The 24,168-nt window shown below is 63.3% G+C and carries 19 protein-coding genes, 1 tRNA gene and 1 riboswitch; of the genes, 8 read left to right on the top strand and 12 right to left on the bottom strand.

Features of this window, described 5'->3' with window-relative positions:
• Positions 1–15: 15 nt before the first annotated feature.
• Together OCK01_RS09300 and OCK01_RS09305 are read left to right on the top strand one after the other, a co-directional pair.
• On the top strand, positions 16–1,020 hold the full coding sequence (locus OCK01_RS09300) for an ABC transporter ATP-binding protein (RefSeq protein WP_263823695.1): 1,005 nt from the start codon (positions 16–18) through the stop codon (positions 1,018–1,020).
• Between the two features lie 96 nt (positions 1,021–1,116).
• Positions 1,117–2,283 (top strand): aminotransferase, encoded by a 1,167-nt coding sequence (locus OCK01_RS09305; protein WP_263823696.1) that lies wholly within the window; start codon positions 1,117–1,119, stop codon positions 2,281–2,283.
• Positions 2,284–2,311: 28 nt separating this feature from the next.
• Here the strand turns inward: OCK01_RS09305 and OCK01_RS09310 are convergent, their stop codons facing one another.
• Positions 2,312–3,856: a trimethylamine methyltransferase family protein gene (locus OCK01_RS09310; RefSeq protein WP_263823697.1), complete on the bottom strand. Its 1,545-nt coding sequence runs from the start codon at positions 3,854–3,856 to the stop codon at positions 2,312–2,314.
• Here OCK01_RS09310 and OCK01_RS09315 point away from each other — a divergent pair.
• The 3 genes from OCK01_RS09315 (at position 3,855) to OCK01_RS09325 (ending at position 5,979) form a co-directional block, all read left to right on the top strand.
• Entirely contained in the window at positions 3,855–4,046 is a 192-nt protein-coding gene (locus OCK01_RS09315; protein ID WP_263823698.1) for a hypothetical protein, read from the top strand. The genes OCK01_RS09310 and OCK01_RS09315 overlap by 2 nt on opposite strands.
• A gap of 41 nt (positions 4,047–4,087) precedes the next feature.
• Positions 4,088–4,993 (top strand): NAD(P)-dependent oxidoreductase, encoded by a 906-nt coding sequence (locus OCK01_RS09320; protein ID WP_263823699.1) that lies wholly within the window; start codon positions 4,088–4,090, stop codon positions 4,991–4,993.
• Between the two features lie 71 nt (positions 4,994–5,064).
• Positions 5,065–5,979, top strand: a complete 915-nt coding sequence (locus OCK01_RS09325; RefSeq protein WP_263823700.1) for a LysR substrate-binding domain-containing protein — start codon at positions 5,065–5,067, stop codon at positions 5,977–5,979.
• A gap of 33 nt (positions 5,980–6,012) precedes the next feature.
• On the opposite strand, the gene OCK01_RS09330 is transcribed toward OCK01_RS09325, so the two are convergent.
• The 6 genes from OCK01_RS09330 to OCK01_RS09355 all read right to left on the bottom strand — a co-directional run bounded on the left by OCK01_RS09330 (position 6,013) and on the right by OCK01_RS09355 (position 13,322).
• A complete protein-coding gene (locus OCK01_RS09330; protein ID WP_263823701.1) occupies positions 6,013–6,798 on the bottom strand; it encodes a carnitinyl-CoA dehydratase in 786 nt (261 codons plus the stop codon).
• Between the two features lie 40 nt (positions 6,799–6,838).
• The gene (locus OCK01_RS09335) at positions 6,839–7,123 is read right to left on the bottom strand and encodes a hypothetical protein (protein WP_263823702.1); all 285 of its coding nucleotides are present in this window, start codon (positions 7,121–7,123) and stop codon (positions 6,839–6,841) included.
• Between the two features lie 166 nt (positions 7,124–7,289).
• Positions 7,290–9,350, bottom strand: coding sequence for an acetate--CoA ligase family protein (locus OCK01_RS09340; RefSeq protein WP_263823703.1), 2,061 nt, complete (start codon positions 9,348–9,350; stop codon positions 7,290–7,292).
• A 203-nt stretch (positions 9,351–9,553) separates the two neighbouring features.
• Positions 9,554–10,714: an acyl-CoA dehydrogenase family protein gene (locus OCK01_RS09345; RefSeq protein WP_263823704.1), complete on the bottom strand. Its 1,161-nt coding sequence runs from the start codon at positions 10,712–10,714 to the stop codon at positions 9,554–9,556.
• 202 nt (positions 10,715–10,916) lie between these two features.
• The gene (locus tag OCK01_RS09350; RefSeq protein WP_263823705.1) at positions 10,917–12,407 is read right to left on the bottom strand and encodes a carnitine 3-dehydrogenase; all 1,491 of its coding nucleotides are present in this window, start codon (positions 12,405–12,407) and stop codon (positions 10,917–10,919) included.
• 12 nt (positions 12,408–12,419) lie between these two features.
• Positions 12,420–13,322: a 3-keto-5-aminohexanoate cleavage protein gene (locus OCK01_RS09355; protein WP_263823706.1), complete on the bottom strand. Its 903-nt coding sequence runs from the start codon at positions 13,320–13,322 to the stop codon at positions 12,420–12,422.
• A gap of 99 nt (positions 13,323–13,421) precedes the next feature.
• On the opposite strand from OCK01_RS09355, the gene OCK01_RS09360 reads away from it, so the two are divergent.
• Positions 13,422–14,390, top strand: a complete 969-nt coding sequence (locus OCK01_RS09360; protein WP_263823707.1) for a GlxA family transcriptional regulator — start codon at positions 13,422–13,424, stop codon at positions 14,388–14,390.
• 15 nt (positions 14,391–14,405) lie between these two features.
• On the opposite strand, the gene OCK01_RS09365 is transcribed toward OCK01_RS09360, so the two are convergent.
• Positions 14,406–15,584, bottom strand: coding sequence for an O-succinylhomoserine sulfhydrylase (locus tag OCK01_RS09365; RefSeq protein ID WP_263823708.1), 1,179 nt, complete (start codon positions 15,582–15,584; stop codon positions 14,406–14,408).
• A 45-nt stretch (positions 15,585–15,629) separates the two neighbouring features.
• Positions 15,630–15,708: riboswitch (SAM riboswitch) on the bottom strand.
• A 101-nt stretch (positions 15,709–15,809) separates the two neighbouring features.
• On the opposite strand from OCK01_RS09365, the gene OCK01_RS09370 reads away from it, so the two are divergent.
• The gene (locus tag OCK01_RS09370; RefSeq protein WP_263823709.1) at positions 15,810–16,901 is read left to right on the top strand and encodes a 2'-deoxycytidine 5'-triphosphate deaminase; all 1,092 of its coding nucleotides are present in this window, start codon (positions 15,810–15,812) and stop codon (positions 16,899–16,901) included.
• On the opposite strand, the gene OCK01_RS09375 is transcribed toward OCK01_RS09370, so the two are convergent.
• The gene (locus tag OCK01_RS09375; RefSeq protein ID WP_263823710.1) at positions 16,902–18,254 is read right to left on the bottom strand and encodes an HD-GYP domain-containing protein; all 1,353 of its coding nucleotides are present in this window, start codon (positions 18,252–18,254) and stop codon (positions 16,902–16,904) included.
• Between the two features lie 116 nt (positions 18,255–18,370).
• On the opposite strand from OCK01_RS09375, the gene OCK01_RS09380 reads away from it, so the two are divergent.
• Positions 18,371–18,444: transfer RNA gene (locus tag OCK01_RS09380), tRNA-Gly, on the top strand.
• A 321-nt stretch (positions 18,445–18,765) separates the two neighbouring features.
• Here the strand turns inward: OCK01_RS09380 and OCK01_RS09385 are convergent.
• The 3 genes from OCK01_RS09385 to OCK01_RS09395 all read right to left on the bottom strand — a co-directional run bounded on the left by OCK01_RS09385 (position 18,766) and on the right by OCK01_RS09395 (position 24,136).
• Positions 18,766–19,446: a Crp/Fnr family transcriptional regulator gene (locus tag OCK01_RS09385; RefSeq protein WP_182829391.1), complete on the bottom strand. Its 681-nt coding sequence runs from the start codon at positions 19,444–19,446 to the stop codon at positions 18,766–18,768.
• A 145-nt stretch (positions 19,447–19,591) separates the two neighbouring features.
• A complete protein-coding gene (locus OCK01_RS09390) occupies positions 19,592–22,927 on the bottom strand; it encodes an efflux RND transporter permease subunit (RefSeq protein WP_263823711.1) in 3,336 nt (1,111 codons plus the stop codon).
• 15 nt (positions 22,928–22,942) lie between these two features.
• Complete coding sequence (locus OCK01_RS09395; protein WP_263823712.1) at positions 22,943–24,136, bottom strand: efflux RND transporter periplasmic adaptor subunit; 1,194 nt, start codon at positions 24,134–24,136, stop codon at positions 22,943–22,945.
• Between the last annotated feature and the right edge of the window lie 32 nt (positions 24,137–24,168).

The raw sequence follows: 24,168 nt of genomic DNA on the forward strand, positions 1-24,168 counted from the left end.
CGAGGGAGCAAGCGCATGAACGGTGTGGTTCTCAAGGACGTCAAAAAGTCCTATGGCGCGATCAAGGTGATCCATGGCGTCGATCTCGAGATCAACAAGGGCGAGTTCATCGTCTTCGTCGGTCCCTCGGGTTGCGGAAAATCGACGCTGTTGCGCATGATCGCCGGTCTCGAAGAGATCAGTTCCGGCGAGATGTTCATCGACGGCGAACTGGTCAACGACGTGCCGCCCTCCAAGCGCGGCATCGCCATGGTGTTCCAGTCCTATGCGCTCTATCCGCATATGACCGTCTACGACAACATGGCCTTCGGCATGCGCATCGCCAAGGCTTCGCAGGCCGAGATCGACAAACGGGTGCGCGGCGCGGCCGACATCCTGCAACTCACGCCCTATCTCGACCGCCTGCCCAAGGCGCTTTCCGGCGGCCAGCGCCAGCGCGTCGCCATCGGCCGCGCAATCGTGCGCAATCCCAAGGTCTTCCTGTTCGACGAGCCGCTGTCGAATCTGGATGCCGCGCTGCGCGTCGCCACCCGCATCGAGATCGCCAAGCTTCATGAAAGCATGTCGGATGCGATCATGATCTATGTGACGCATGACCAGGTCGAGGCGATGACGCTCGCCGACCGTATCGTCGTGCTCTCTGCCGGCAAGATCGAGCAAGTCGGCACGCCGCTGGAGCTCTATGAAAATCCGCAGTCGCTGTTCGTCGCCGGCTTCATCGGTTCGCCCAAGATGAACCTGCTCGGCGGAAAGCTCGCCGAACCCTATGGCTGCACGACGATCGGCGTTCGCCCCGAACATCTCGATGTCGTCGAGAGCGGCGGCCAGTGGACGGGCAAGGTGATCCATACCGAAAAGCTCGGCGCGGATTCCTATCTCTATCTGGAGATCGGCGCGGAAGAACCTCTCACCGTGCGCGAGAACGGCACCACCCGCTACAACACCGGCGACACGGTGTCGGTGAAGGCGCAGGAGGGCAAGATGCACCGCTTCGGTGCCGACGGTCGGCCAGTCGCCTGAAGCCGGTCGCTTTGCCCGGATTGACTGTTTCGGGCGCTTGCGCCACATCCTTCACAGGATCGCGCCCTGGGGCGCGACACTGTCATGGAGCCCCGCATGCCCGCCTTCAATCTCTTCGTCGCCCGTCTGTCGCCGCCGCCCATCCCCTCCGTGCTCGCCTGGGCGCAAGCCTATGACGGCGAGCGCGGGCCGAAGATCGATCTCAGCCAGGCGGTGCCGGGCTATCCTCCGCATCCGGACATGTTGACATGGCTCTCGGAGGCGGCAGGCTCGGCAGCCTATACCGGTTATGGCGCGATCGAAGGCGAGGACGCGTTGCGGCAGGCCTATGCCGCCCATGTCGCTGGGCTCTATGGCGTCGATGTGACGGCTGAGAATGTCCATATCACCTCGGGCGCCAATCAGGCTTTCCTCTGCGCCGCCATGGCGGTGGCAGGTCCCGGCGATGCGATCGCCCTGACGCGGCCTTTCTACTTCAACATGGAAACAACGCTTGCCATGCTCGGCATCGGCGTCAGGACGGTGGCCTGCCGGCAGGAGAACGGGTTCCTGCCTGACCCAGCCGATGTCGAAGTAGTGCTGCAGAGCGGCGTGAAGGCGTTTGCGGTGGTGAGCCCGAACAATCCCACCGGCGCCGTCTATCCCGCCGATCTGCTTGCCGAGATCTTCGCGCTTTGCCGCAAGCATGACGCCTGGCTTATTCTGGATGAGACCTATCGCGATTTCATCGATGGCGAGGCCGCGCCGCATGGGCTGATGTCGGTCGAGAACTGGCAGGACGGGCTGATCCTCACCTATAGTTTTTCGAAATCCTATTGCATTCCCGGCCACCGGCTCGGCGCCGTGATGGGCGGGCCTGCACTGGTCGATCAGGTCGCCAAGGTGATGGACAATCTGCAGATCTGCGCGCCGCGGGCCGCCCAGGCTGCGCTCGCAAGGGCTATTCCGGCGCTGGCCGATTGGCGGAGAGCCAACAAGGCGGAGATTTCCCGACGGGTCGAGGCGTTGAAGACGGTGATGCAGGAATTGCCGGATTGGTCGCTCGACGCCATCGGCGCCTATTTCGCCTATATCCGTCATCCTTTTGCCGGCCAGCCCTCCGAGCGTGTCGCGGAGAAACTGGCGCGGGAGGCGGGGATCGTCTGCCTGCCCGGGATCTATTTCGGCGAAGGGCAGGACAACCACCTGCGCTTCGCCTTCGCCAATGCCGACGCAGAGACGATCGGCCTGTTGACCGACCGGCTCAAGGACTTCCGGCTTTAGGACCGGAAGTCATGGCTTACCTATTTGCTCAGCAGTAGATCTGCCAGCGTTCGCGAATGGCCTGATCGGCGATCGGGTCGATCAGGCTCGGGGCGGCGTCGCGCAGGATGCGGTTCTTGCGCTCGATCGCCTTTTGCACGAGATCGGGACGGCCGAGCTCCACCCATTCCTTCGGGCTCGAACGGTTGGCGACGGCGGGATAGACATATTCGGTCTGCATCACCTGCAGCGTCTGTTCATGGCCGAGATAGTGGCCTGGGCCTTCCAGGCAGACCGACTTCATCGTGTCGATCGAGACGGAATCCTCAGTCACATCGATGCCGCGCACGCAGCGCTGCACCTGGCCGAGCATGTCGTCGCCCAGCACCAGCGATTCCAGGCAGAAGCCGAGCAGCGAGGCATGCATGCCGACCGATTCATAGACCATGTTGAGGCCGGAGAGACCGGCGAGCACATTGAGGATGCCCTGTTCCCAGCCCGCCTGCATGTCCGGCAGCTTGGAATCCGACATGCCGCCGGCAGCGCCGCCCGGCAGGCCGTAGAAATGGTGCATCTGGGCGCAGCCGGCCGACAGCAGCCCCTGTTCGCCCGAGCCGCCCGACATCGCGCCGGTGCGCAGATCCGACACGAAAGGCCAAGTGCCGAAAATGGCGGGATGGCCCGGCGCCATGGCGTTGACATAGACGACGCCCGCCAGGCATTCGGCGACCGCCTGCACGATGGCGGTTGCGAGCGGCGCGGGCGCGGTGGCGCCGGCCTGTCCCGCCGACAGCAGCAGAATGGGCATCCCCTCGCGGATGCAATGCTCCATGGTCTGGCAGCTTTCGGTGGCGAATTTCATCGGCGGAACGACGAAGCAGTTGGAATTCGACACGAAGGGACGCGCCCGCCACTGATCCTCGCCGCCGGCGATCATATGCAGCATCTCGAAGCCGTCGGCCACATGGGACGGGTCGGAGAAGCTGGTGCCGACATGCTTGCTCGTGCCGGCGCAGCAGGCGTAAAGCGTGTTCATGTCCATCAGGAGATTGTCGGTGACGTCGCGACAGACCATGGCGCGCTGAAAGAAATGGATATTGTCGAGGTGGTGGACGAGTTTCGAGGCGTCGAGCAGATCCTTGGCGGTGGATTCGCGATATTCACGCTTTTCGACATCGACGACGTGCACGGCGGCGCCAGCGGTGCCGAAATAGGTGCGGGTGCCGGAAAGCTGCATGTCGTATTTCGCATCGCGGCCGAACAGGGTGATGTCGCGGGCGGCCAGCGCCAGCATGTCCTCGACCAGCGCGCGCGGAAAGCGCAGGCGGCCGTCATCGCCGAGCACCGCGCCGGCCCGGGTCATCACTTCGACGCCCGTCTCCGGCGCCTGCGACAGGCCGATGACCTCAAGCGCCTCGAGCGCCGCTTCATGGATGCGTTTGACGCCGGCGTCGGTCAGCGGCTTGTATTGGCCGCCCGACAGGCCGGGACGGATCGGCCGGAGATTGTCGGCAAGAGGGGCAGCGCGTTGAGCGACGCGCGCGGCGCGGCCTCCGGCTCTTCGCGATGCGGATACGGTGCAGACATCATCCATGAAAACCTCCCATACGCCAAAAACGGCGCGCTCCCATGACGCGGATTCCAGCGCGAACGGGTCATCGACGCAATCAAAGGAAAATACGCCAATGCAGTGGTTCGATTTGTGCGTCGGCCGAGATTTTGCCTTTATGCAAAAATTCGGCGATGTCTCAGAAGGTTTATTCTTTGGTTTGCCGCATGAGTGAGGCGACGTAAGATTTCCGGCAACAGCAGGAGAACACTTTACATGCGCTACGCCTTTATCGGCCTCGGTCATCTCGGCCGCAATCTCGCCTCGTCCCTTCTTCGCGCGGGCTTCACTGTCGTCGTCAACGACATCGACCCGAAATGCGCCGAGACGCTCATTGCCGATGGCGCCGAATGGGCCGCCACACCCGAAGAGGCGGCCCGCAACAGCGATGCGGTGATCACCTGCCTGCCGTCGCCGAAAGTGTCGGAACTGGTGCTGACCGGCGAGACCGGCATCCTCAAGGGCGCGCGACCGGGCCAGACCTGGATCGAAATGAGCACGCTGAGTTCCGAGGATGTCGAGCGGCTGTCGGCGGTCGCGGCGAAATCGGGCGTGCGAATGATGGAAAGCCCCGTGACCGGCGGCGTGCACAAGGCGGCGAGCGGCGAAATCACCGTCATCGCCGGCGGCGACAAGGATCTCTTTGATCTGCATCGACCGGCGTTAGAGGCCATGGGCGGCGATATTTTCCATGCCGGCCCGCTCGGCAAGGCGGCGGTGATCAAGGTCATCACCAATATGCTCGCCTTCATCCATCTCATCGCCACGGGCGAGGCGCTGATGCTGGCCAAGCGCGGCGGCATTGATCTCACCGACGCCTTCAACATCATCAAGGCTTCCTCCGGCAACAGCTTCGTGCATGAGACCGAGGGCCAGGTGATCCTGAACGGCAGCTACAACATCAATTTCACCATGGATCTTGCCATCAAGGATCTCGGTTTCGCGCTGGGCTTCGGCAAGGAATTCGGCGTGCCGCTCGATCTCGCCAGCCACGCGATGCAGACCTTCATCCGCGCCAAGTCGCTTTATGGCGGCCAAGCCTGGTCCTCGCAGGTGGTGAAGCTGCTGGAAGACGCGACGGGCACCGATTTGCGGGCGCCGGGCTTTCCAGAGGAGCTCTGATTGTTGGTATGAGCTTGCAAAAGCGGCGCGTGCGGCTAGAACAGGACGAACCCAAGCCGTGCGTGCCTCCCATGTCCGAAGAATCCCCGTTTGCCGGTTATCAGCTCCCGCCGCTTGCCTGGCTGCGCGCCTTCGAGGCGGCGGCGCGGCATGAAAGCTTCACGCTGGCGGCGACCGAACTGAGCCTCACCCAGGCGGCGGTGTCGCATCAGGTGCGGTCGCTGGAAAAGCATCTCGGCGTCACCTTGTTCGAGCGCCTGCCGCGCAGTCTGCGTCTGACGGAAAAGGGCGCCGCCTATCTGCCGCCGCTGCGCAACAGTTTCGACGAACTGGCGGCGGCGACCGCCGGGCTTTTTGGCCCTGTTGGTAAGAGAAATCTTACATTGAGAGTGCCGATTTCTTTCATGGCGCTGTGGCTGGCGCCGCGGCTGCCGAAATTCGTGGCGCAATGGCCGGATATTTCGCTGCGCATCTCCACCGTCGTCTGGGCGCCGGCGGCGAGCGACGATGTCGCCGATGTCGATATCCGCTTCGGTGACGGACGCTGGCCGGGGCTGAAAGCCTCGCTGTTGATGCGGCAGCCGGCGATCGTGGTCGCCGCGCCGAACCTGATCCAGGGGAATGACGACGCCGAACGCATGCGGGCGCTGCTCGATGCGCCGTCGCTCATCCATGTGACGGGCTATGAAAATCTCTGGCAGCGCTTCCTGAAGCTGATCGGCGTGTCGCTGCCGGCGTCGGCCGGCATCAATGTCGATACGACGATCTCGGCGCTGGAAATGGCCGCCGCCGGTCTCGGGCCGGCGCTGATCCAGTCCGATCTCGCCGAGCCCTTCCTGAAGAGCGGCCGGCTGGCGCGGGCGCTGGACGCCAGCATTGCGCTGGACGAAGCGCATTACATCGTGCAGCCTGAAAGCCAGCGCCGGGTGCGGCCTGAAGCCATGCTATTTCGTGACTGGCTCGCCAAGGAAGCCGCCGGCGGCTGACGCGAGACGCGTCGAATGCCGCCGACGTCTGGATCAGCGGCCCTTCCAGACCGGATCGCGCTTTTCCGCAAAGGCGCGGGCGCCTTCGAGATTGTCTTCACTGCCGTAGAGCACATCCACCGTCTTCAGCTGGCGGCGGGTGATCTTGTTCATCGTGTCCTGGAATTTCGAGCCCTCCGCCTCGCGCACCACTTCCTTGATGGCGGCGTAGACCAGCGGCGGGCCGCTTTCGAGCAGGCGGGCGAGCTCCCAGGCGCGCTCCATCAGCCGGTCGGCGGCGAGGATCTCGTTGACGAAGCCCCAGCGATGCGCCTCCTGCGCATCCAGCCAGCGGCCGGTCAGCAGCATATCCATGGCGATGTGATAGGGAATGCGCTTGGGCAGCTTGATGGAGGCGGCGTCGGCCACCGTGCCGGAGCGGATTTCGGGCAGGGCGAAGGTGGCGTGCTCGGCGGCGAGAATCATGTCCGTCGACAGCGCGATCTCCAGCCCGCCGCCGCAGCAGATGCCGTTGATGGCGGCGATGATCGGCTTGTTGAGATCGCGCAATTCCTGCATGCCGCCGAAACCGCCGACGCCGTAGTCGCCATCCACCGCATCACCGGCCGCGGCCGCCTTGAGGTCCCAACCTGGGCAGAAGAATTTCGGTCCGGAGCCGGTGATGATGGCGACCCGCAGGCTGTCGTCATCACGGAAATCCTGGAAGATCTTGCCCATGATCCGCGACGTGATGAGATCGATGGCGTTGGCCTTGGGCCGGTCGATGGTGACTTCGAGAACGCCGCCCTCGCGGCGGGTCTTGATGGGGGTGTCGGTCATGTGGGTCTCCCGTGATTGCCCTAGATTGTCGTTGCTCAAGTTATTGGCTGCCCGTCAGCCAAAACACGATTGGCGCCGAGATGATCAGCGCCATACTGACAGCACCCCACCATCTTGTTTTCGGATGAGTCCAGGCGGCGCGGTCGAATGCAAAACGGGCGTTGCGTGGTATGTCGCTGCGAGAGGGATCAATCGCGCTTCTTATGGCGTCATTGTATTCCTTCGAAAGGTATTTCATTGCCATAAAACCGCAGATCGTCTGGCAGACGACGCCTGTGGCAAAGAGCAAAAGGCTCAGTACAAGCCCCCAGTGGCATCCCATCATCTGTGCGCTCTCCATTTTCCAGGCATGAGCCTGATTGAAGACAAAAATGACAGCCGGTTCATATGTCGGTCGTCATGCTCGGGCTTGTCCCGAGCATCTGCTGAGCCAAACCGTAAGCTGCGGCAGATCCTCGGGACAAGCCCGAGGATGACGACCATGAGCCTTTTTACGCCCTCACGCTCACCAGCGCATCCGCCGCGACCACGCCGTCGGGCAGCGCCATCAGCGGGTTGATGTCCAGTTCCTCGATCGTGGCCGCATGGGCGATGACGAAATCGGCGGCGGCGGCGATGGCGTCGATCAGGGCGGGCATGTCGGCCTTGGCCTGACCGCGATAGCCGTTGAGAAGCTTGGCGATCTTGAGGCCCTGCAATGCGCGCTCGATCTCTTCCTTCGTCGTCGGCAGCGTCAGCACGGCGCTGTCCTCCATCAGCTCCACCAGAATGCCGCCGGCGCCCACGGTCAGCACAGGACCGACGACGGCGTCGCGCATCGCGCCGACGATGAGTTCCGCGACCGGCTTGCTGGCCATGGCTTCCACCAGATAGCCCTGCGCCACCGATTGCATCGCCTCGGCGGCGGCGAGGACCTCGGCTTCGGAGCGGAGATGGAGCTTGACCGCGCCGGCTTCGGTCTTGTGCGCCACCCCCGAGCCCTTGAGCGCCACGGGGAAGCCGATCTCGGCGGCGGCCTTCCCTGCGGCTTCGGGTGTGGCCGCGAACTGGCCCTTGGGAACCGGCAGGCCGAAGGGGGCGAGCGCCTGCTTTGACGCATGTTCGGTCAGGGTTTTAGGTTCAATTTCGCTTACGGTTGCGCGCAGCAGCGGAAGCGGGGCAGGGCGCGACCAGGCGCGGTGGATGCGATGGGCGATCTCCACCGCTGCCAGCGCCTCGTTGATGCCATAGAACGCGCCGACGCCCTCAGCCATCAGCCTGACGGCCACGTCCTCCGGCAGGTTCTCACCCATCGAGGCGACAATGCCGGCATGGGCGCCGGTCGCCTGTTTGGCGGCGATCACCGCATCCACCGTGATCATCCAGTCGGCGGGGTCGCAGCGGTCGGCGCGGGGGAAATCGAGCACGATGAGATTGAGCGCATAGTCGCCCTGCATCATGGTCGAGAAGGCGGTGGTCTGCTTGTCGCGATTGCCCCAGACGAAGGTGTGGTAATCGAGCGGATTGGAGAGCGTGACCATCTGACCCAACGTCTCGCGCAGCACCGGCAACTGTTCGGGCTTCAGGTCGCGGAAGACGATGTCGCGGTTTTCGCCGGCGTCGGCCACGAGCGAGGCCTCGCCGCCCGAGCAACTCATCGAGGAGACGGTGTTGTCCGCAAGCGGGCCGAAGAGATGCAGGAGTTTCAATGTTTCCAGAAGCTCCGGCAGCGTCTCGACGCGGCCAATGCCGAGCCGGTCGAGCACGGCTGACGACACTTTGTCATTCCCTGCGAGCGAGGCGGTGTGCGACACGGTCGCTTTTTGCGCCGCTTCCGACTTGCCGACCTTCAGCGCGATCACCGGCTTTTTCAGCTCGCGGGCGCGTCGGCCGAGTAGTTCCAGCGTCTCGATATCGTCAAAGCCTTCGATATGCAGGCCGACAGCGGTGACGCGCGGGTCTTCAAGCGCGGCTACGGCCAGCGCCGAGAGCCCCGTCTGCGCCTGATTGCCCGCCGTCATCAAATAGGCCAGCGGCAGGCCGCGCGCCTGCATGGAAATGTTGCAAGCGATGTTGGAGCTTTGCGTCAGCACGGCGACGCCGCGATCGGTTCTCACCATGCCATGCTGGTCGGGCCAGAGCAGCGCGCCATCGAGCATGTTGATGAAGCCGTAGCAATTGGGCCCAACCACGGCCATGTCGCCGGCGGCCTCCACCAATTTCGCCTGAAGTTCATGCCCATCCGGCAGTTCCTTCACCGCTTCGGAAAAGCCCGAGGCATAGCAGATCGCGCCGCCCGCGCCGCGGTCCCGCAACTCGCGCATGATGTCGATGGTCAGCAGCCGGTTGACGCCGACGAAGGCCGCGTCAGGGGCGGCCGGAAGATCCGCGACCGAGCGGTAGCAGGGATAGCCATGTACCTCGGGTTTGGTGGGATGGACGGGCCAGATCTCGCCCTGATAGCCCATTTTCTTGCATTGCTCGACCACGCGGCCCGCCTCCTTGCCGCCGAACACGGCGATGGATTTCGGGCGGATCAGGCGGGAGAGGGAATCGGGGGAGAGGGATTTCATGGCATGCTCCATAGATTAGGACCCCGCCCCGAAACCCCTCCCCACAAGGGGGAGGGGCCAACCCGGAGCAGTCGCCTCGCTGTCAAGCCGCGCTTCTGGTCGCTGAAACGGCAAGCGGGGCGGACCGAGTGCGGCAGATTAAGCCCCTCCCCCTTGTGGGGAGGGGTTTGGGGCGGGGTCTTTATGGAGCCCGCCATAAGACCTTAAGCCCCGAACGGCCGGAGCAGATCGCGGCTGATGATGTGCCGCTGGATCTCGCTGGTGCCGTCCCAGATGCGCTCGACGCGGGCGTCGCGCCAGAAGCGGGCGAGCGGCAGGTCGTCCATCAGGCCCATGCCGCCATAGATCTGGATGGCCTGGTCGGTGACGCGGGCGAGCATTTCGGATGCGTAGAGTTTGGCCGAGGCAATCTCGCGGTTGGACGGCTTGCCCTGGTCGAGCAGCCAGGCGCCGTGCAGGGTCAGGAAATCGGCGGCGTCGATTTCGGTGATCATGTCGGCGAGCTTGAAGGAAACGCCCTGGTTGGCGCCGATCGGCTTGCCGAACTGCTTGCGCTCGGCGGCGTAGGGCACGCAGTAATCGAAGACGCGTCGGGCGCGGCCGACGCAATTGGCCGCCACCGTGAGCCGCGTGCCGTACAGCCAGTCGTTTGCGAGGTCGAAGCCCTTGTGGACTTCGCCGAGGATCTGCGCCGAGGACAGGCGGCAATCGTCGAAATTGAGGATGCAGTTCTTGTAGCCGCGATGGGAGACTGAATTATAGCCCTCGCGGATTTCGAAGCCGGGCGTGCCGCGATCGACCAGGAAACAGGTGATCAGCTTCTTGGGGCCGCGCGGTGTTTCTTCCTCGCCGGTGGCGATGAAGACGATGACGAAATCGGCGATATTGGCATGGCTGATGAAATGCTTGGTTCCGTTGACGATCCAGTCGTCGCCATCGGGTTTGGCGAAGCATTTCATGCCGCGCACGTCCGAGCCGGCGCCCGGTTCGGTCATGGCGAGCGCATCGAACTTCTCGCCCTTGGTGGCGGGGATCAGATAACGTTCACGCTGGTCGGCGTTGCAGCCCATGAGAATACCGGAGGGACGGCCGAAGAAGACGGTGAGCGCCATCGAGGCGCGGCCGAGTTCGCGTTCGACCAGGGCGAAGGTCAGGTGATCCAGGCCGGCGCCGCCGACATCTTCGGGCATGTTGCAGCCGAAGAAGCCGAGTTCCTTGACCTTCCGGGCGATCTCCTGGCCCATTTCCGGGGGCACGAAGCCTTGCTTCTCGACCTGGTCCTCGAGGGGGTAGAGTTCCGTCTCCACGAAGCTCCGCACCGTGTTGACGATCATGTCCTGTTCTTCGGTCAGTCCAAAATTCATCGTGTTCCCTCCTTGTATGGAGGGCGCCGCGCAACCCCCCTCTGTCCTGCCGGACATCTCCCCCTCAAGGGGGAGAGTGGATTCCATTTTCCCGCTCGCCCAGCCGAAAGGCCGGTTGGTTGGCGCGGTGAGCGCCACATCCAATCTCCCCCTTGAGGGGGAGATGCCCGGCAGGGCAGAGGGGGTAATTCTCGCTCTTCCGTTACTTCTTCTGCCCCACAGACCGACCCGCACCCTCTGGTATGGGCAGCTTGGAATGCGCGTCGATCAGCGGCTGCAGCTTCGCCATCACCTCGGGCAGCGGGGCCACCGATTTGCTCTGGCTCGAGGACACATGCAGCATCAGATGCTCGCAGGTCGCCACAAGAGAATCGTCCGAGGCGCGGTAGAGCCATAGGAATGTATGCAGCTTCTTGCCATCAGACGGCAGGATCTGCGCCTTGGTGTAAAGCGCTTCGCCGAGCTTGGTCTCGGCCAAGAGCCGCACATGGTTTTCGACGGTGTAATAGCTGTGGCCGGCTTCGACATAGGTCATGTCGACGCCGATCAGGCGCAGCAGCGCGTCGGCAGAGTCGGCGAAGCACTGGGTGTAGCGAAACTCGGTCATGTGGCCGTTGTAATCGACCCAGGACGGCTGCACCTTGAGGTCCATAAGCCGGATCGGCTGGGACAGATCGGGCGCTGCGGGCTTCGGCGCATGCTTCCAGAGATGGGCCTCGAAATCGGCGAGCAGCTTGCCCGCCCCCCAACCCTGGCCGCCATTGGAGCCCTTCAACGTCTGCATGATCCCGACGAGATTTTCGTCGCGGATCCGCTCCAATTCGCGGAATCCGTAAGCGCCCGATTGCGCGTCCGACTGGCTGGCGATCTTGTCGACCAGTTCGTCGGTTAGGTCCACCACATCCATCAGTTTGGTCCAGGGCCAGGAGAGGCAGGGGCCGAACTGGGCGATGAAGTGGCGCATGCCGGCTTCGCCGCCAGCGATGCGATAGGTTTCGAACATGCCCATCTGCGCCCAGCGCATGCCGAAGGAATAGCGGATCACGTCGTCGAGCGTTTCGGTGTCGCAAATGTCGTCCTGGATCAGCCACAGGCCTTCGCGCCAGACAGCTTCGAGCAGGCGGTCGCCGACAAAGGCCTCGATTTCCTTCTTCAGGATGACGCCTTTCATGCCGATGGGCGCGAGCTTGGCCTTGGCGTCTTCGAGCACCGCCGGAGACGTCTTCTGGCCGCCGACCAGTTCGGCGAGCGGCAGCAGATAGACGGGGTTATAGGGATGGGCGACGAACATGCGCTCGGGATGCTTCATATCCCGCTGCAGTTCGGTCGGCATGATGCCTGAGGTGGAGGAGCCGATCAGCGCCTTGGGATCGGCGGCGGCGTCGATCTGGGTGATGACGTTGCGCTTGAGGTCGATGCGCTCCGGTACCGATTCCTGGATCCAGTCGGCGCCGGCGACAGCCTCTTCGACCGTCTTGTAGAAGGTCAGCTTGCCCTTGGGCGGCAGCGGCGCGGCCGTCAACAGGCTATAGGCGCGCTCGGCATTGGCCATGACTTCGCCGATGATGCGCTCGGCTTCCGGATGCGGGTCGTACATCGCGGTGTCGATGCCGGCCAGCACGAAACGCGCAGCCCAGGCCCCGCCGATGACGCCGCCGCCGATGCAGGCGGCTTTGTTGATTTTCGCAGTCATGTCGGCTCCCCCTCAGCGCTTGGTCAGCTTCAGTTTTTCACGCACTTCGGCCGGGCCGATCACGCGGGCGCCCATGCCTTCGATGACGCTGCGGGCTTTGTCGACCAGCTGGGCGTTGGTGGCGAGCACGCCCTTGGAGAGGTAGAGATTGTCTTCCAAACCGACGCGGACATTGCCGCCGGCCAGCACCGCCGCCGCGGGATAAGCGAGCGCGTTGCGGCCGATCGAGAAGGCCGAGAAGGTCCAGTTCGCAGGCACATTGTTGACCATGGCCATGAAGGTGTTGAGATCATCGGGCGCGCCCCAGGGAATGCCCATGCAGAGCTGGATGAGCACCGGGTCTTCGATGCAGCCTTCTTCCACCAGCTGCTTGGCGAACCAGAGATGGCCGGTGTCGAAAGCCTCGATCTCGGGGCGGACGCCGAGTTCGGTCATCTTTCTGGCCATAGCGCGCAGCATGGAGGGCGTGTTGGTCATCACGTAATCGCCGAGCGAGAAGTTCATCGTGCCGCAATCGAGCGTGCAGATTTCCGGCAGGCATTCGGCAACATGCGACACGCGCTCGGTGGCGCCAGCCATATCGGTGCCCTGCGGATTCAGCGGCAGCGGGCTTTCGACATCGCCGAAAATCATGTCGCCGCCCATGCCGGCGGTCAGGTTGACGACCACATCGACTTCGGACTGGCGAATGCGGTCGGTGACTTCCTTGTAGAGATCGTTGCGGCGCGACGGCGCGCCGGTCTCGGGATCGCGCACATGGCAATGAACCACGGCGGCGCCGGCTTTTGCGGCTTCGATGGCGGAGTCGGCGATTTCCTTCGGCGAGCGCGGCACATGCGGCGATTTGCCGGCGGTGTCGCCGGAGCCGGTCACGGCGCAGGTGATGAAGACGTCGCGGTTCATAGTCAGCGGCATGAATGTTCCTCCTTCGGAGCCTTGATGCGCATTCAATGCCGGGGGCGCTTGCTTTGCTTTGCAAATGGCGCAATATTCTAAACATAATCGGAAGCTCTTATGTTAGACCCTGCTGACCAAATCACCGACCTCGATATTCTCGCATTTCCCGAGACGACGATGATCCTGTTGTCGGCGGTGATCGAACCGATCCGCGCCGCCAACCGCATCGCCGGCCGCACGCTTTATCGCTGGCGCTTGCTGAGCCCGGACGGCAAGCCGGTGGAAACGACGGCCGGTATATCCATCCCGGTGTCCGGCGCCTTCCAGCCGGAGCGGGATGCGCAGCCTCTCTTCGTCGTCGCGAGCTATAATTGGCAACGCAGCGCCACGGCGGCGATTAGGATGGCGCTGTCGCGCACCGCCCGGCATCGCGATGTGATCGTCGGCGTCGAATCGGGCGCCTGGCTGATGGCGGAAGCGAGCCTGCTGGATGATCACAAGGCGACGGTGCATTGGGAAGATTTCGACGATTTCACCGCGCGCTACCCGGAGATCGGCACGGTCAAGGAGCGCTATGTCATTGACCGCAAACGCATGACTAGCGCCGGCGCGGTGCCGACGCTCGATCTGATGCTGGAGATCATCCGTCGCGGCCACGGCTATTCCATGGCGCTCGAAGTGGCGCGCTCCTTCATCTATGAGCGGGATGGGGGAGGCCGCGATCTCCTGCCGTCGCCGCCGACCGCGCCGGGCATCATCGATCGCCGTATCTCGGAAGCCGTGCGGTTGATGGAGGAGACGGTGGACCAGCCGCTGTCGCTGGAAAAGCTCGCGCGCAAAAGCGGGCTATCGGCGCGGCATCTGCAGAGCCTGTTCAACCAGTCCTTCGGGGTGACGCCGCATGTGCATTATCTGGCGCTGAGGCTGAACGCGGCGCGGCGCAAGGTCATCGAGACGCCGGCGTCCTTCGCGGAGATCGCGACGGCAACCGGCTTCAATTCCGCCTCGGCTTTTTCGCGATCCTACCGGCTGCAATTCCGGGAAAGCCCGTCGGAGACGCGCAAGCGCCTCCGGTCGCCGGGCTGACCCGCTCTTGAAGGATCAGACCGCGTCCAAAGCGCGCTCGAAATCCTCGATCAGATCGTCGCCGTCTTCGATGCCGGCCGACAGGCGCAAGAGACCGGCGGAAATGCCGAGCTCCGCGCGCGCGTCGTCGGTCAGGTTCTTGTGCGTGGTGGTGGCCGGATGAGTGATCAGGCTCTTAGCGTCGCCGAGATTGTTGGAGATCAGCACCACGTCGAGCGCGTTCTGCAGCGTGAAGGCTTCCTTCTTGCCGCCCTTGAGCTCGAACGCAACAAGCGTAGAGCCGCCGGTCATCTGGCGGGCGATGATGTCGGCCTGCGGATGGTCTGGACGGCCGGGATAGATCACCCGCTCGACCTTGGGGTGGCTGGCGAGGAAATCGGCGACACGGGCGGCGTTTTCGGTCTGCTGCTTGATGCGCAGCGCCATGGTTTCCAGGCCCTTCAGCAGAACCCAGGCGTTGAAGGGCGACATGGCCGGGCCGGTATGGCGGAAATAGTCGTGCAGATTCTCGTCGATCCACTGCTTGTCGGACAGCACGACGCCGCCGAGGCAGCGACCCTGGCCGTCGATATGTTTTGTGGCGGAATAGACGACGACATGTGCGCCGAGCTCCAGCGGCTTCTGGAAAAGCGGGGTGGCGAAGACATTGTCGACCACGACCTTGGCGCCGATCTGGTTGGCGAGCCTGGCGACGCCGGCGATGTCGACCACTTCGAGCGTCGGATTGGTCGGGCTTTCGAGGAAGAAAACCTTGGTGTTGGGGCGGATCGCGGCTTCCCAGTTTGCGAGGTCGCGGCCGTCGACCAGGGTGCATTCGACGCCATATTTCGGCGCCAGCGTCTCCACCACCCAGCGGCAGGAGCCGAACAGGGCGCGGGCCGCGACGATATGGTCGCCGGCCTTCACCTGGGAGAGGATGGCGGCGGAGACGGCGGCCATGCCCGAGGCGGTGGCGCGGGCGTCTTCGGCGCCTTCGAGCATGCACATGCGCTTTTCGAGCATGTCATTGGTGGGGCTGCCATAGCGGGCATAGATGAAGCCGGGATCCTCGCCCTTGAAACGGGCCTCGGCCGCTTCCGAGGTCTCATAGATGAAGCCCTGGGTCAGGAAAATCGCTTCCGACGTTTCGCCATATTGCGACCGCTGCGTTCCGCCATGCACGAGTTTCGTCGCCGGCCGCCAATTCTTGTTCATGTGAACCACCTCAACACAAAAAACCGGCCGCAAAAGCAGGCCGGTTTCCATCAGAACCCGGCCTTTTTAGCAAGTTGTTTAACGTGGCTGCAAGCCGGCCGGCCAAATCACCACGAATTCCGTGGATGGCCATATCTCAAACGGTCTTCGAGGTCAATCGGACTCGATTCGCGCTTGCGTCGGCAAGGGGGGATTTCTATTGTCCCGACAAAAATAGAGGTTGAGATGGCAGGAATTCTGGCGGATCGCGCGATCAGGGCGCTTTGGGACGAGGGACGGCTGAAGGCCGAAAAGCCGCTGGATCACGACCAGATCCAGCCGGCCAGCCTCGATCTGCGCCTGGGCGCCAAAGCCTTTCGCGTGCGCGCTTCCTTCCTGCCGGGTCCGAGCAAGCGGGTCTCCGACAAATTGAGCCGGCTCAGCCTGCATGTGGTCGATCTGACCGAGGGCGCCGTGCTGGAAACGGGTTGCGTCTATATCGTGCCGTTGCTGGAGACGATCGATCTGCCGCAGCATCTGTCGGCCTCGACCAACCCCAAGAGCTCCACCGGCAGGCTGGATATCTTCACGCGGGTGATTACCGATTATGCCCAGGAATTCGACCAGATCGCGCCGGGCTATTGCGGGCAGCTCTATCTCGAAATCTCGCCGAAGACCTTCCCGATCATCGTCCGGCGCGGTTCGCGCCTGTCGCAGATCCGCTTCCGCGAGGGGCAGTCGCTTCTCCGGGAAGACGAAATGCTGTCGCTGCATCTGGCCGAGACGCTGGTCGCCGCCGAGAGCCCCGTCATATCAGGCTCGTCGATCGCGCTGTCGATCGACCTGATGGGCTCGGGCGCGGACGGTCTGGTCGGCTATCGCGGCAAGCGCCATTCCGCCGTGATCGACGTGGATGTCAAGGCCGCCCATGACATCTATGATTTCTGGGAGCCGATCTACAGCCGCGGCCGCAACGAACTGATCCTCGATCCCGACGAATTCTACATTCTCGTCAGCCGCGAAGCGGTGCATGTGCCGCCGCTCTATGCCGCCGAGATGGTGCCGTTCGATCCCTTGGTGGGCGAATTTCGCGTGCATTACGCCGGCTTCTTCGATCCCGGCTTCGGCCATGTCGAGGCGGGTGGGGCGGGCGCGCGCGCGGTGCTGGAAGTGCGCAGCCATGACGTGCCCTTCATTCTCGATCACGGCCAGATCATCGGCCGGCTCGTCTATGAACATATGTGCGAGAAGCCCGAGGCGCTCTACGGGACCGGGCTGGGCTCGAATTACCAGGCGCAGGGCCTCAAGCTCTCCAAGCATTTTCGCGCACAGGACTGATCACGCCGCCTGTTTGGCGCCTGCGAGATCGGCGCGGCGAATCGCGCGTTCGAGCGCTTCGATACAGGCTGGATCATGCGCTTGCCCAGCGCCGTCGCGCAGGATGGCGAACGCCTTTTCCACCGGCATGGCGGCGCGATAGGGGCGATCGGCCGTCAGCGCGTCGAAGACGTCCGCGGTGGAGATGATGCGGGTTTCGGCGCAGATCGCTTCACCGGTAATCCCTCTCGGATAGCCCTTGCCATCCAGCCGCTCGTGATGGGCGCCGGCGATGCGGGCGAGATCGGCGAAAGCGCCGATGCGCGACAGGATCTCTTCCGAATAGGAGGCGTGCCGCTTCATCGCCTCCCATTCCTCGCCTTCCAGGCGGCCGGGCTTGTCGAGGATGGAATTGCTGACGCCGAGCTTGCCGATGTCATGCAGCAGCGCGGCGCGTTTGATGCGCCGCCGAGCGGACAGATCATAGCCCATTTCTTCGGCGATCAGATCCGTGAACAGCGCGACGCGATCGCTATGGCCGGAGGTGTAGGGGCTCTTGGCGTCGATGACCTGGGCGAAGGCGGCGGCGATGTCGTCGAGATAATCCTCGTCGGCAAGCCGGAGCGTGTTGCCCGGTTCGAGCGCCAGAATGCGCGTTTCGAGATCGGGGCTCGCCAGATCGTCCCAGAAATGCCAATCGGCGACGGAGAGGAAGGCGTCGACGACGTCAGGATCGAACCAGGCTCCGCGCCTGTACCGGAGTTCGGCAGTCGCCGCCTCGGGGCCGGCGCTCATGAAGAAGACATCGATGACCTGGGCAGCCAGCGCAATGCGGGCGAAAATCGAGATGTCCTGTCCCTTCAATCCTTGCGGACGCCCGCCGCCATCGAAGTGTTCGTCGAGATCGAGTATGCCCTGCGCCACATTCTCCGAAAAACGCATCATTCGGGCGATCTCTGCGCCCCGTTGGCAGCGGGTTTCGATCATTTCCTGCGCGATGGCGCCGCCGTTTCTCAGGATGTTCAAAACGGAGCGGAAGCGCTCGGCGAGGCCCGCCTGCAGGCCGGTATGGCTGATGACGAAGCCGAGAACCTGGCTGAGGCTCGAACCCACCAGCTTGAAATCGCGTTTGAAGCGCAGGTCGTCGGCGAGATAGAGTTCGCAGATGCGGGCCGCATTCGAGGAGCAGCCGAGATCCTTGAGCAGCAGCGTATAGTAGAGTTCTTCGAGCGCTTTTTCGGACAAGCCCATCCGCGCGCCGATGGTCATGCCGATCCGGCACACTCGGATGCAATGACCCTGCGGCTGGCCCTCGGTGAGGTCGAGCGCATGGCTGAGCGCGCTCATGATCTCCGCCAGTCTGATTGCAATCATCGCCTCGCTCCGGTTCACGACGGATGCAGGATAAGGCGCCGTTCCTTCCACCGGGTTAAGGCCGATCGTTTCACCTTGACACATGAGGAGAAGTGATGACATTGAACGGTCACCGAGCGGGTGTAGCTCAATGGCAGAGCAGCAGCTTCCCAAGCTGAATACGAGGGTTCGATTCCCTTCACCCGCTCCACAAGCCTCATATTTTCAATGTTTCGAAGAGGTTGGGTTCGCTGATCGGTCGGCGCGCGGTCGCCGTGCATGCGCATCGAGAGGGGCCGACGTTTGGTCTTCGCTACGCCTCACGAAGTCGTGAACACGAATTTCTTCGCGCTGCGAAATAAACTCTTGATTTTTGTGCGACGCAGCATTAGCTTGATAACTGTCAGACGGTTACTCCTCCTCCCAAACCTCTGACGACGACGGATAGCGCTCCTCCTCCCAAGCTGTCTGTCATGATCAAGCCCGGCGCACCTCCTCCCGCGCCGGGCTTTTTATTTTGCCGTCATTCGTTTCAGATGCGGCGCAGCGCCTCGGCGTCGGTGATCTGCACCATACGCCCACGGATAGACACGCCCGATGTCTTGAGCATCGAGAAGGCGCGCGACAACGCTTCCGGCGCAAGGCCCAACTTGCCGGCCAGAAGACTTTTCTGGAAGGGCAGGCGGAAGGAGTTGGAATTGCCGGAGCCGCTGGCCTGCATCATTTCCAGGAGATAATTGGCCACACGCTGCGGGGCGGTGTGCAGCCGGTCGTTGGCGACGTTCTCGCGAGCGTCCTGCAAATGATGGGCGAGCACCTGAAGAAGCGCCAGTGAGAATTCGGGCTCCTCGGCCATGATCTGACGGATTTTCGCGACATCGAAGCGGGCCAAGGTGACGGGCTCGGCGGCCTGGGCGTTGAAGGCGTATTTGCAGCCGAGAAACATCGCGCATTCGCCGAAGGTCTCACCGGGACCATAGACGCCGATATCGGCTTCCTTGCCCTCGCGCGACAGGCGGAAAAGGCGGACATAACCGGAGAGAACCACATAAAAATTTTCGGCTTCCGCGCCCTCGCGGAACAGGACGTCCTTCGCCTCGGCGCCGAATACGGCGGCGCTTTCGAGGACGCGACGGGCGAGCGTCGGATTGAGTCCCGACATCAGCGGCGTGGACAGCAGGATCTCCCGGTCGCGGTGATTCATCTTCAGCATCTTGTTCACGATTGTCCTCCGGAGTTGAACCGAAAATCTCTTCCTTTCATCAAGTGTAGCTAAATGTCGAAGCGGGGAATTGATTTCGATCAACAGCGGCCGTCCGAACAGCAAAAACCCGGCCGGAGCCGGGTCTGAGTGAGGTTCATTCGGCGGCGAGCGGTCGGTCGCCGACATCATTGGCCGGTGGAGACGTTTTCTTGGGTCCCGGGCGGCTCGACGCTCCGGCGTCGAGAGCGTTGAGGCGCTCTTCGAGACTGGAGATCGTGCGGCTGTTTTCGGTGAGAATACGGGTGAGTTCGACATTTTCGAGCGCTTCCGGCTCGGACTCCCGTTTGCCCACCAGGCGACCCAAAGCCCAGCCGAGGGCGCGGGAGATGTCGTCGATGATCAGGAAGAAGCTCGGCACCACCACCAGCGACAGCACGGTGGAGACGATGATGCCGCCGATCACGGCGATCGCCATCGGCGCGCGGAACGCTCCGCCTTCGCCGACGCCGAGCGCCGAGGGCAGCATGCCGGCGGACATGGCGATTGAGGTCATGATGATGGGCCGCGCGCGCTTGCGGCCCGCCTCCACCATGGCGTCCGAACGCTTCATGCCGCGATGGATCATCTCGATGGCGAAATCGACCAGCAGGATGGCGTTCTTCGCGACGATGCCCATGAGCATCAGAATGCCGATCAGCACCGGCATGGAGAGCGCATTGTTGGTGACCAGCAGCGCCACCGCCACGCCGCCGGTGGCGAGCAGCAGCGAAAAGACGATGGTGATCGGTTGCAGCACGTTCTGGAACAGCACCACAAGCACCGCGAACATCAACAGCAGGCCGAGCAGCATGGCGTTGCCGAAACTCGCCACCATTTCCTTCTGCACCTTGGCGTCGCCGCTTTCGACGATTTTCACGCTCGGCGGCAGGTTGGCGTCCGTGACCGCTTTCTTGAACGCGTCGGTGGCCGGGTCCAGAGCCACGCCTTTGGGCAGGCTGGCGCCGACGGTCACCACGCGGCTGCGGTCGTAGCGCTTGATGACGCTCGGACCTTCGGAATAGCTGATCGCCGCCACCGACGACAGCGGCACGGAGGCGCCCGACGCCGTGGGCACCTTGATGGCGCGCAACTCGGCCATGTTTCGCCGGACCGAGAGATCGAGCTGCACGCGGATCGGAATCATGCGGTCGTCGAGATAAACCTTAGACAGCGCCGTATCGACATCGCCGATCGTCGCCACCCGTACAGTCTCGGACAGTGTGGCGGTCGTGATGCCGAGCCGCGCCATGCGCACCGGATCGGGTTTGATCTGGATTTCGGATCGCGGCAGCGCGCCCTCCGAGCCGACATTCTGCAGCTTGGGCTCCTGGCGAAGCTTGGCTTCGAGCACGGCCACGGCATTGTCGAGATCCTCGGCGTTGGACGAGGTGAAGTTGAAGGCGATGTCGCGCTCGCCGCGGTCGTTCAGCTTGAGCACGCGGGCGTCCGGAATGTCGGCGATCTTCTGGAAGATCTGTTCTTCGATCTCCCATTGCGGCACCGTGCGGCCGTTGATCTCCATCTTCGGCACGAACTGGCCGACGAGCGGCAACCGGGCGGCGACGTCGTTGACCAGCTTTTTCAGAAGCGAATGCTCGATCTTCTTGAGATTGACATAGACCGAGGCGCGGCGCCGCTCCAGATCGCCCTTGGGGGATGAGCCGCCGAGCACGAAGATGTTCTCGATGGTCGGCAGGTCCTTGATGCGTTTATAGATTTCGGACGTCGTGGCGTCCGTCTCCTCGAGCGATGCGCTGGGCGGCAATTCCAGCGACAGGATCACGCGACCGGAATCCTCCGGCGGCATGAAGCTGCCCGGCACCTGCATCAGCAGCACGACGGAGCCGAACAACAGGCCGAGCGTGACGACGAGCGTGCCGTAGCGGCCATACCAGCGACGGGTCAGAGCACGCACGACAGCCGTATAGCCGCGCATGATCCAGCCGTCTCCGTCATGCTCGTGCCCGACATTGGCGTCGGACGCGCGCATCAGATAGGCCGCCATCAACGGCGTGATCAACCGCGCCACCGCCAGTGAGAAGAACACCGAGATCGCCACGGTCAGGCCGAACTGGATGAAATATTGGCCGGCGATGCCGCCCATGAAGGAAACGGGTGCGAAGACGGCGATGATCGTGAAGGTGGTGGCGATGACGGCGAGGCCGATTTCGTCCGCCGCCTCGATGGCCGCACGGTAGGGCGTCTTGCCCATCTTGATGTGCCGGGCGATGTTCTCGATCTCGACGATGGCGTCGTCGACGAGAATGCCGGTCGCCAGCGTCAGCGCCAGGAAACTCACCAGGTTCAACGAGAAGCCCAGCATGTCCATGACCCAGAAGGTCGGAACCGCCGACAGGGGCAGCGCAACGGCGGAGATCAGCGTGGCGCGCCAGTTCCTCAGGAACAGGAACACCACGATCACCGCCAGGATCGCGCCTTCGATCAGCGTGTGCATGGCGGCTTCGTAATTGCCATAGGTGAAATAGACGGCGTCGTCGACGAGTTCGATCCGCACCTGAGGATAGGCTTTGCGGATGCCGTCGAGTTCCTGCGCCACGGTTTCGGCGACGGTGACCTCGCTCGCGCCCTTGGAGCGGAACACCGCGAAGGAGACGACGGGATTGCCGTTGAAGCGCGAGAAGGAATCGGGCTCCTCATATGCGTCGCGGATCGAGCCGAGATCGGCGAGCTTCACGAAGCGGCCATTGCCGACCGCGATCGTGGTGTCTGCCAATTGCTTGACGCTGCGCTGATCGCCCAGCGTGCGGATCGCTTGTTCGGCGCCCGCCAGCTGGCCGCGACCGGAACCCAGATCGGCATTGATGCTGCGCAGCTGCGTGTTCACATCCGCGGCCGTCACGCCATAGGCGTTGAGTTTGTTGGGATCGAGATCGATCTGCACCTCGCGGTCGACGCCGCCGTAACGATCGATGCGGCCGACGCCCGGCTTGCCTTGCAGCGCGCGCTTGATCGTGTCCTCGACGAACCAGGACAGTTCCTCGAGAGTCATATCCGGCGAGGAGACGGCGAAAGTCTGGATAGCAGAGCCCTCGACGTCGATCTTCGTCACTTCGGGCGTGTCGGCGGTGGCGGGCAGATCGGCCTGAATGCGGTCGACGGCATCCTTGACGTCCTGGAGCGCCTTGTCGGTCGGCACTTCCAGCTTGAAGACGACGGATGTGGTCGATACGCCGTCATTGACCGTCGACTGCATATAGTCGACGCCGGTTATGCCGGCCACGGCGTCTTCTATTTCGCGCGTGACCTGCGTTTCGAGTTCGGACGGCGATGCGCCCGACTGCGTGACGCTGACGGAGATGACGGGAACGTCGATATTCGGAAAGCGCGTAATCGGCAGATCGTAAAACGCCTTCACTCCCAAAAACATCAGCAGGAAGAAGGCGAGGATCGGCGCGATCGGATTGCGGATGGACCAGGCGGAAAAGTTCATGTTCCAGGGTCCTCGTCAGTTCGAAGCGGTTTGTTGGGCGCGAACAGGCGCGATCCGGTCGCCGTCGCGCACGAAGACGCCGGCTTTCTCGACCACCACGTCCTTGTCCTTGAGGCCCGCGGCGATCTCGACGAAATCGCCGTCGGCGACGCCGGTTTCGACCTTGGTCATGTCGACCACGCCGTCCACGACCTTGCGGACATAGTCGCCGTCCTTTTCGGCCGTCACGGCCGTCAACGGCAGAGACAGCACCTTGCGCTCAGAGATGATGATTTCGGCGGATGCGAACATGCCGGCTCGCGCCAGCGACGCATCGGCAATGGCAATCTTGACCTTGCCGAGACGGCTCGACTGATCGACGACGGGATCGATGACGCGCACCACGCCCTGGATGTTCGTCGACGTGCCGGCAATGGCGATATTGACCTTCTGGCCCTGCTTGAGCTTCAAGAGATCGCCCTCGGCGACATCCGCCTGAAGTTCGATCGCCCCGTTGCGAATGAGGGTGAAAAGAGGATTGCCGGCCGCGCTGGCGATGGCGCCGATCTTGGCGTTGCGCTCGGTCACGACGCCGGCGACCGGCGACTTCACCTCAGTGCGCGACAGCGACAATTCGACATCGGCGAGCTGGCTGCGAACGACATCGAGATCGGCCTTGTTGGCGGCGATGGTCTGTTCGGCGGCGCGGGTGCGGGCTTTGGCGGCCTCCGCCTGGGATTGCAGCTGCTCCAGCTGGGTCTGCGAGACGGCCTTGGTGCGGATCAGCGTTTGGGCTCGCTCCGCCTGGCGAACCGCTTCGGCTTCATTCGCCCTGGCTTCGGCGAGCTGCGCCTCGTTCTGAGCGCCGACGGCTTCGGTCTTGGCGATATTGGCGACGAATTGCTGCTTCTGGAGTTCGAGCGCCTCCGCGCTCAGCGTCGCGAGCACCTGGCCCGCCTCCACCTTGTCGCCGACATCCGCTCTCAGCTCTTCGATGCGCACGCCTTCGACCTGCGCCTGAACATAGACGGTTTCCACCGGCTGTACGGTGCCGGACGCGATCACGCGATCGGTCAGTTCGCGCATGGAGGCTTCGGTGACGCGTATGGCGGGAAGGTTCTGCGCGGCGGGCGCGTCGGCGGGAACTTCCGGTTCCGCGCTCCATGCGAAGCCCGTCGGCGCGAGCGCCGACGACGCGATCAAGACAGCGAATAGGATCTTTCTGGGCATTGCTGAACTTTCCTGGCCGGTTGTCGCCCCGC

The organism is Rhizobium sp. TRM95796, assembly GCF_025779995.1.
In the GTDB taxonomy this organism is placed as follows: domain Bacteria; phylum Pseudomonadota; class Alphaproteobacteria; order Rhizobiales; family Rhizobiaceae; genus Rhizobium_E.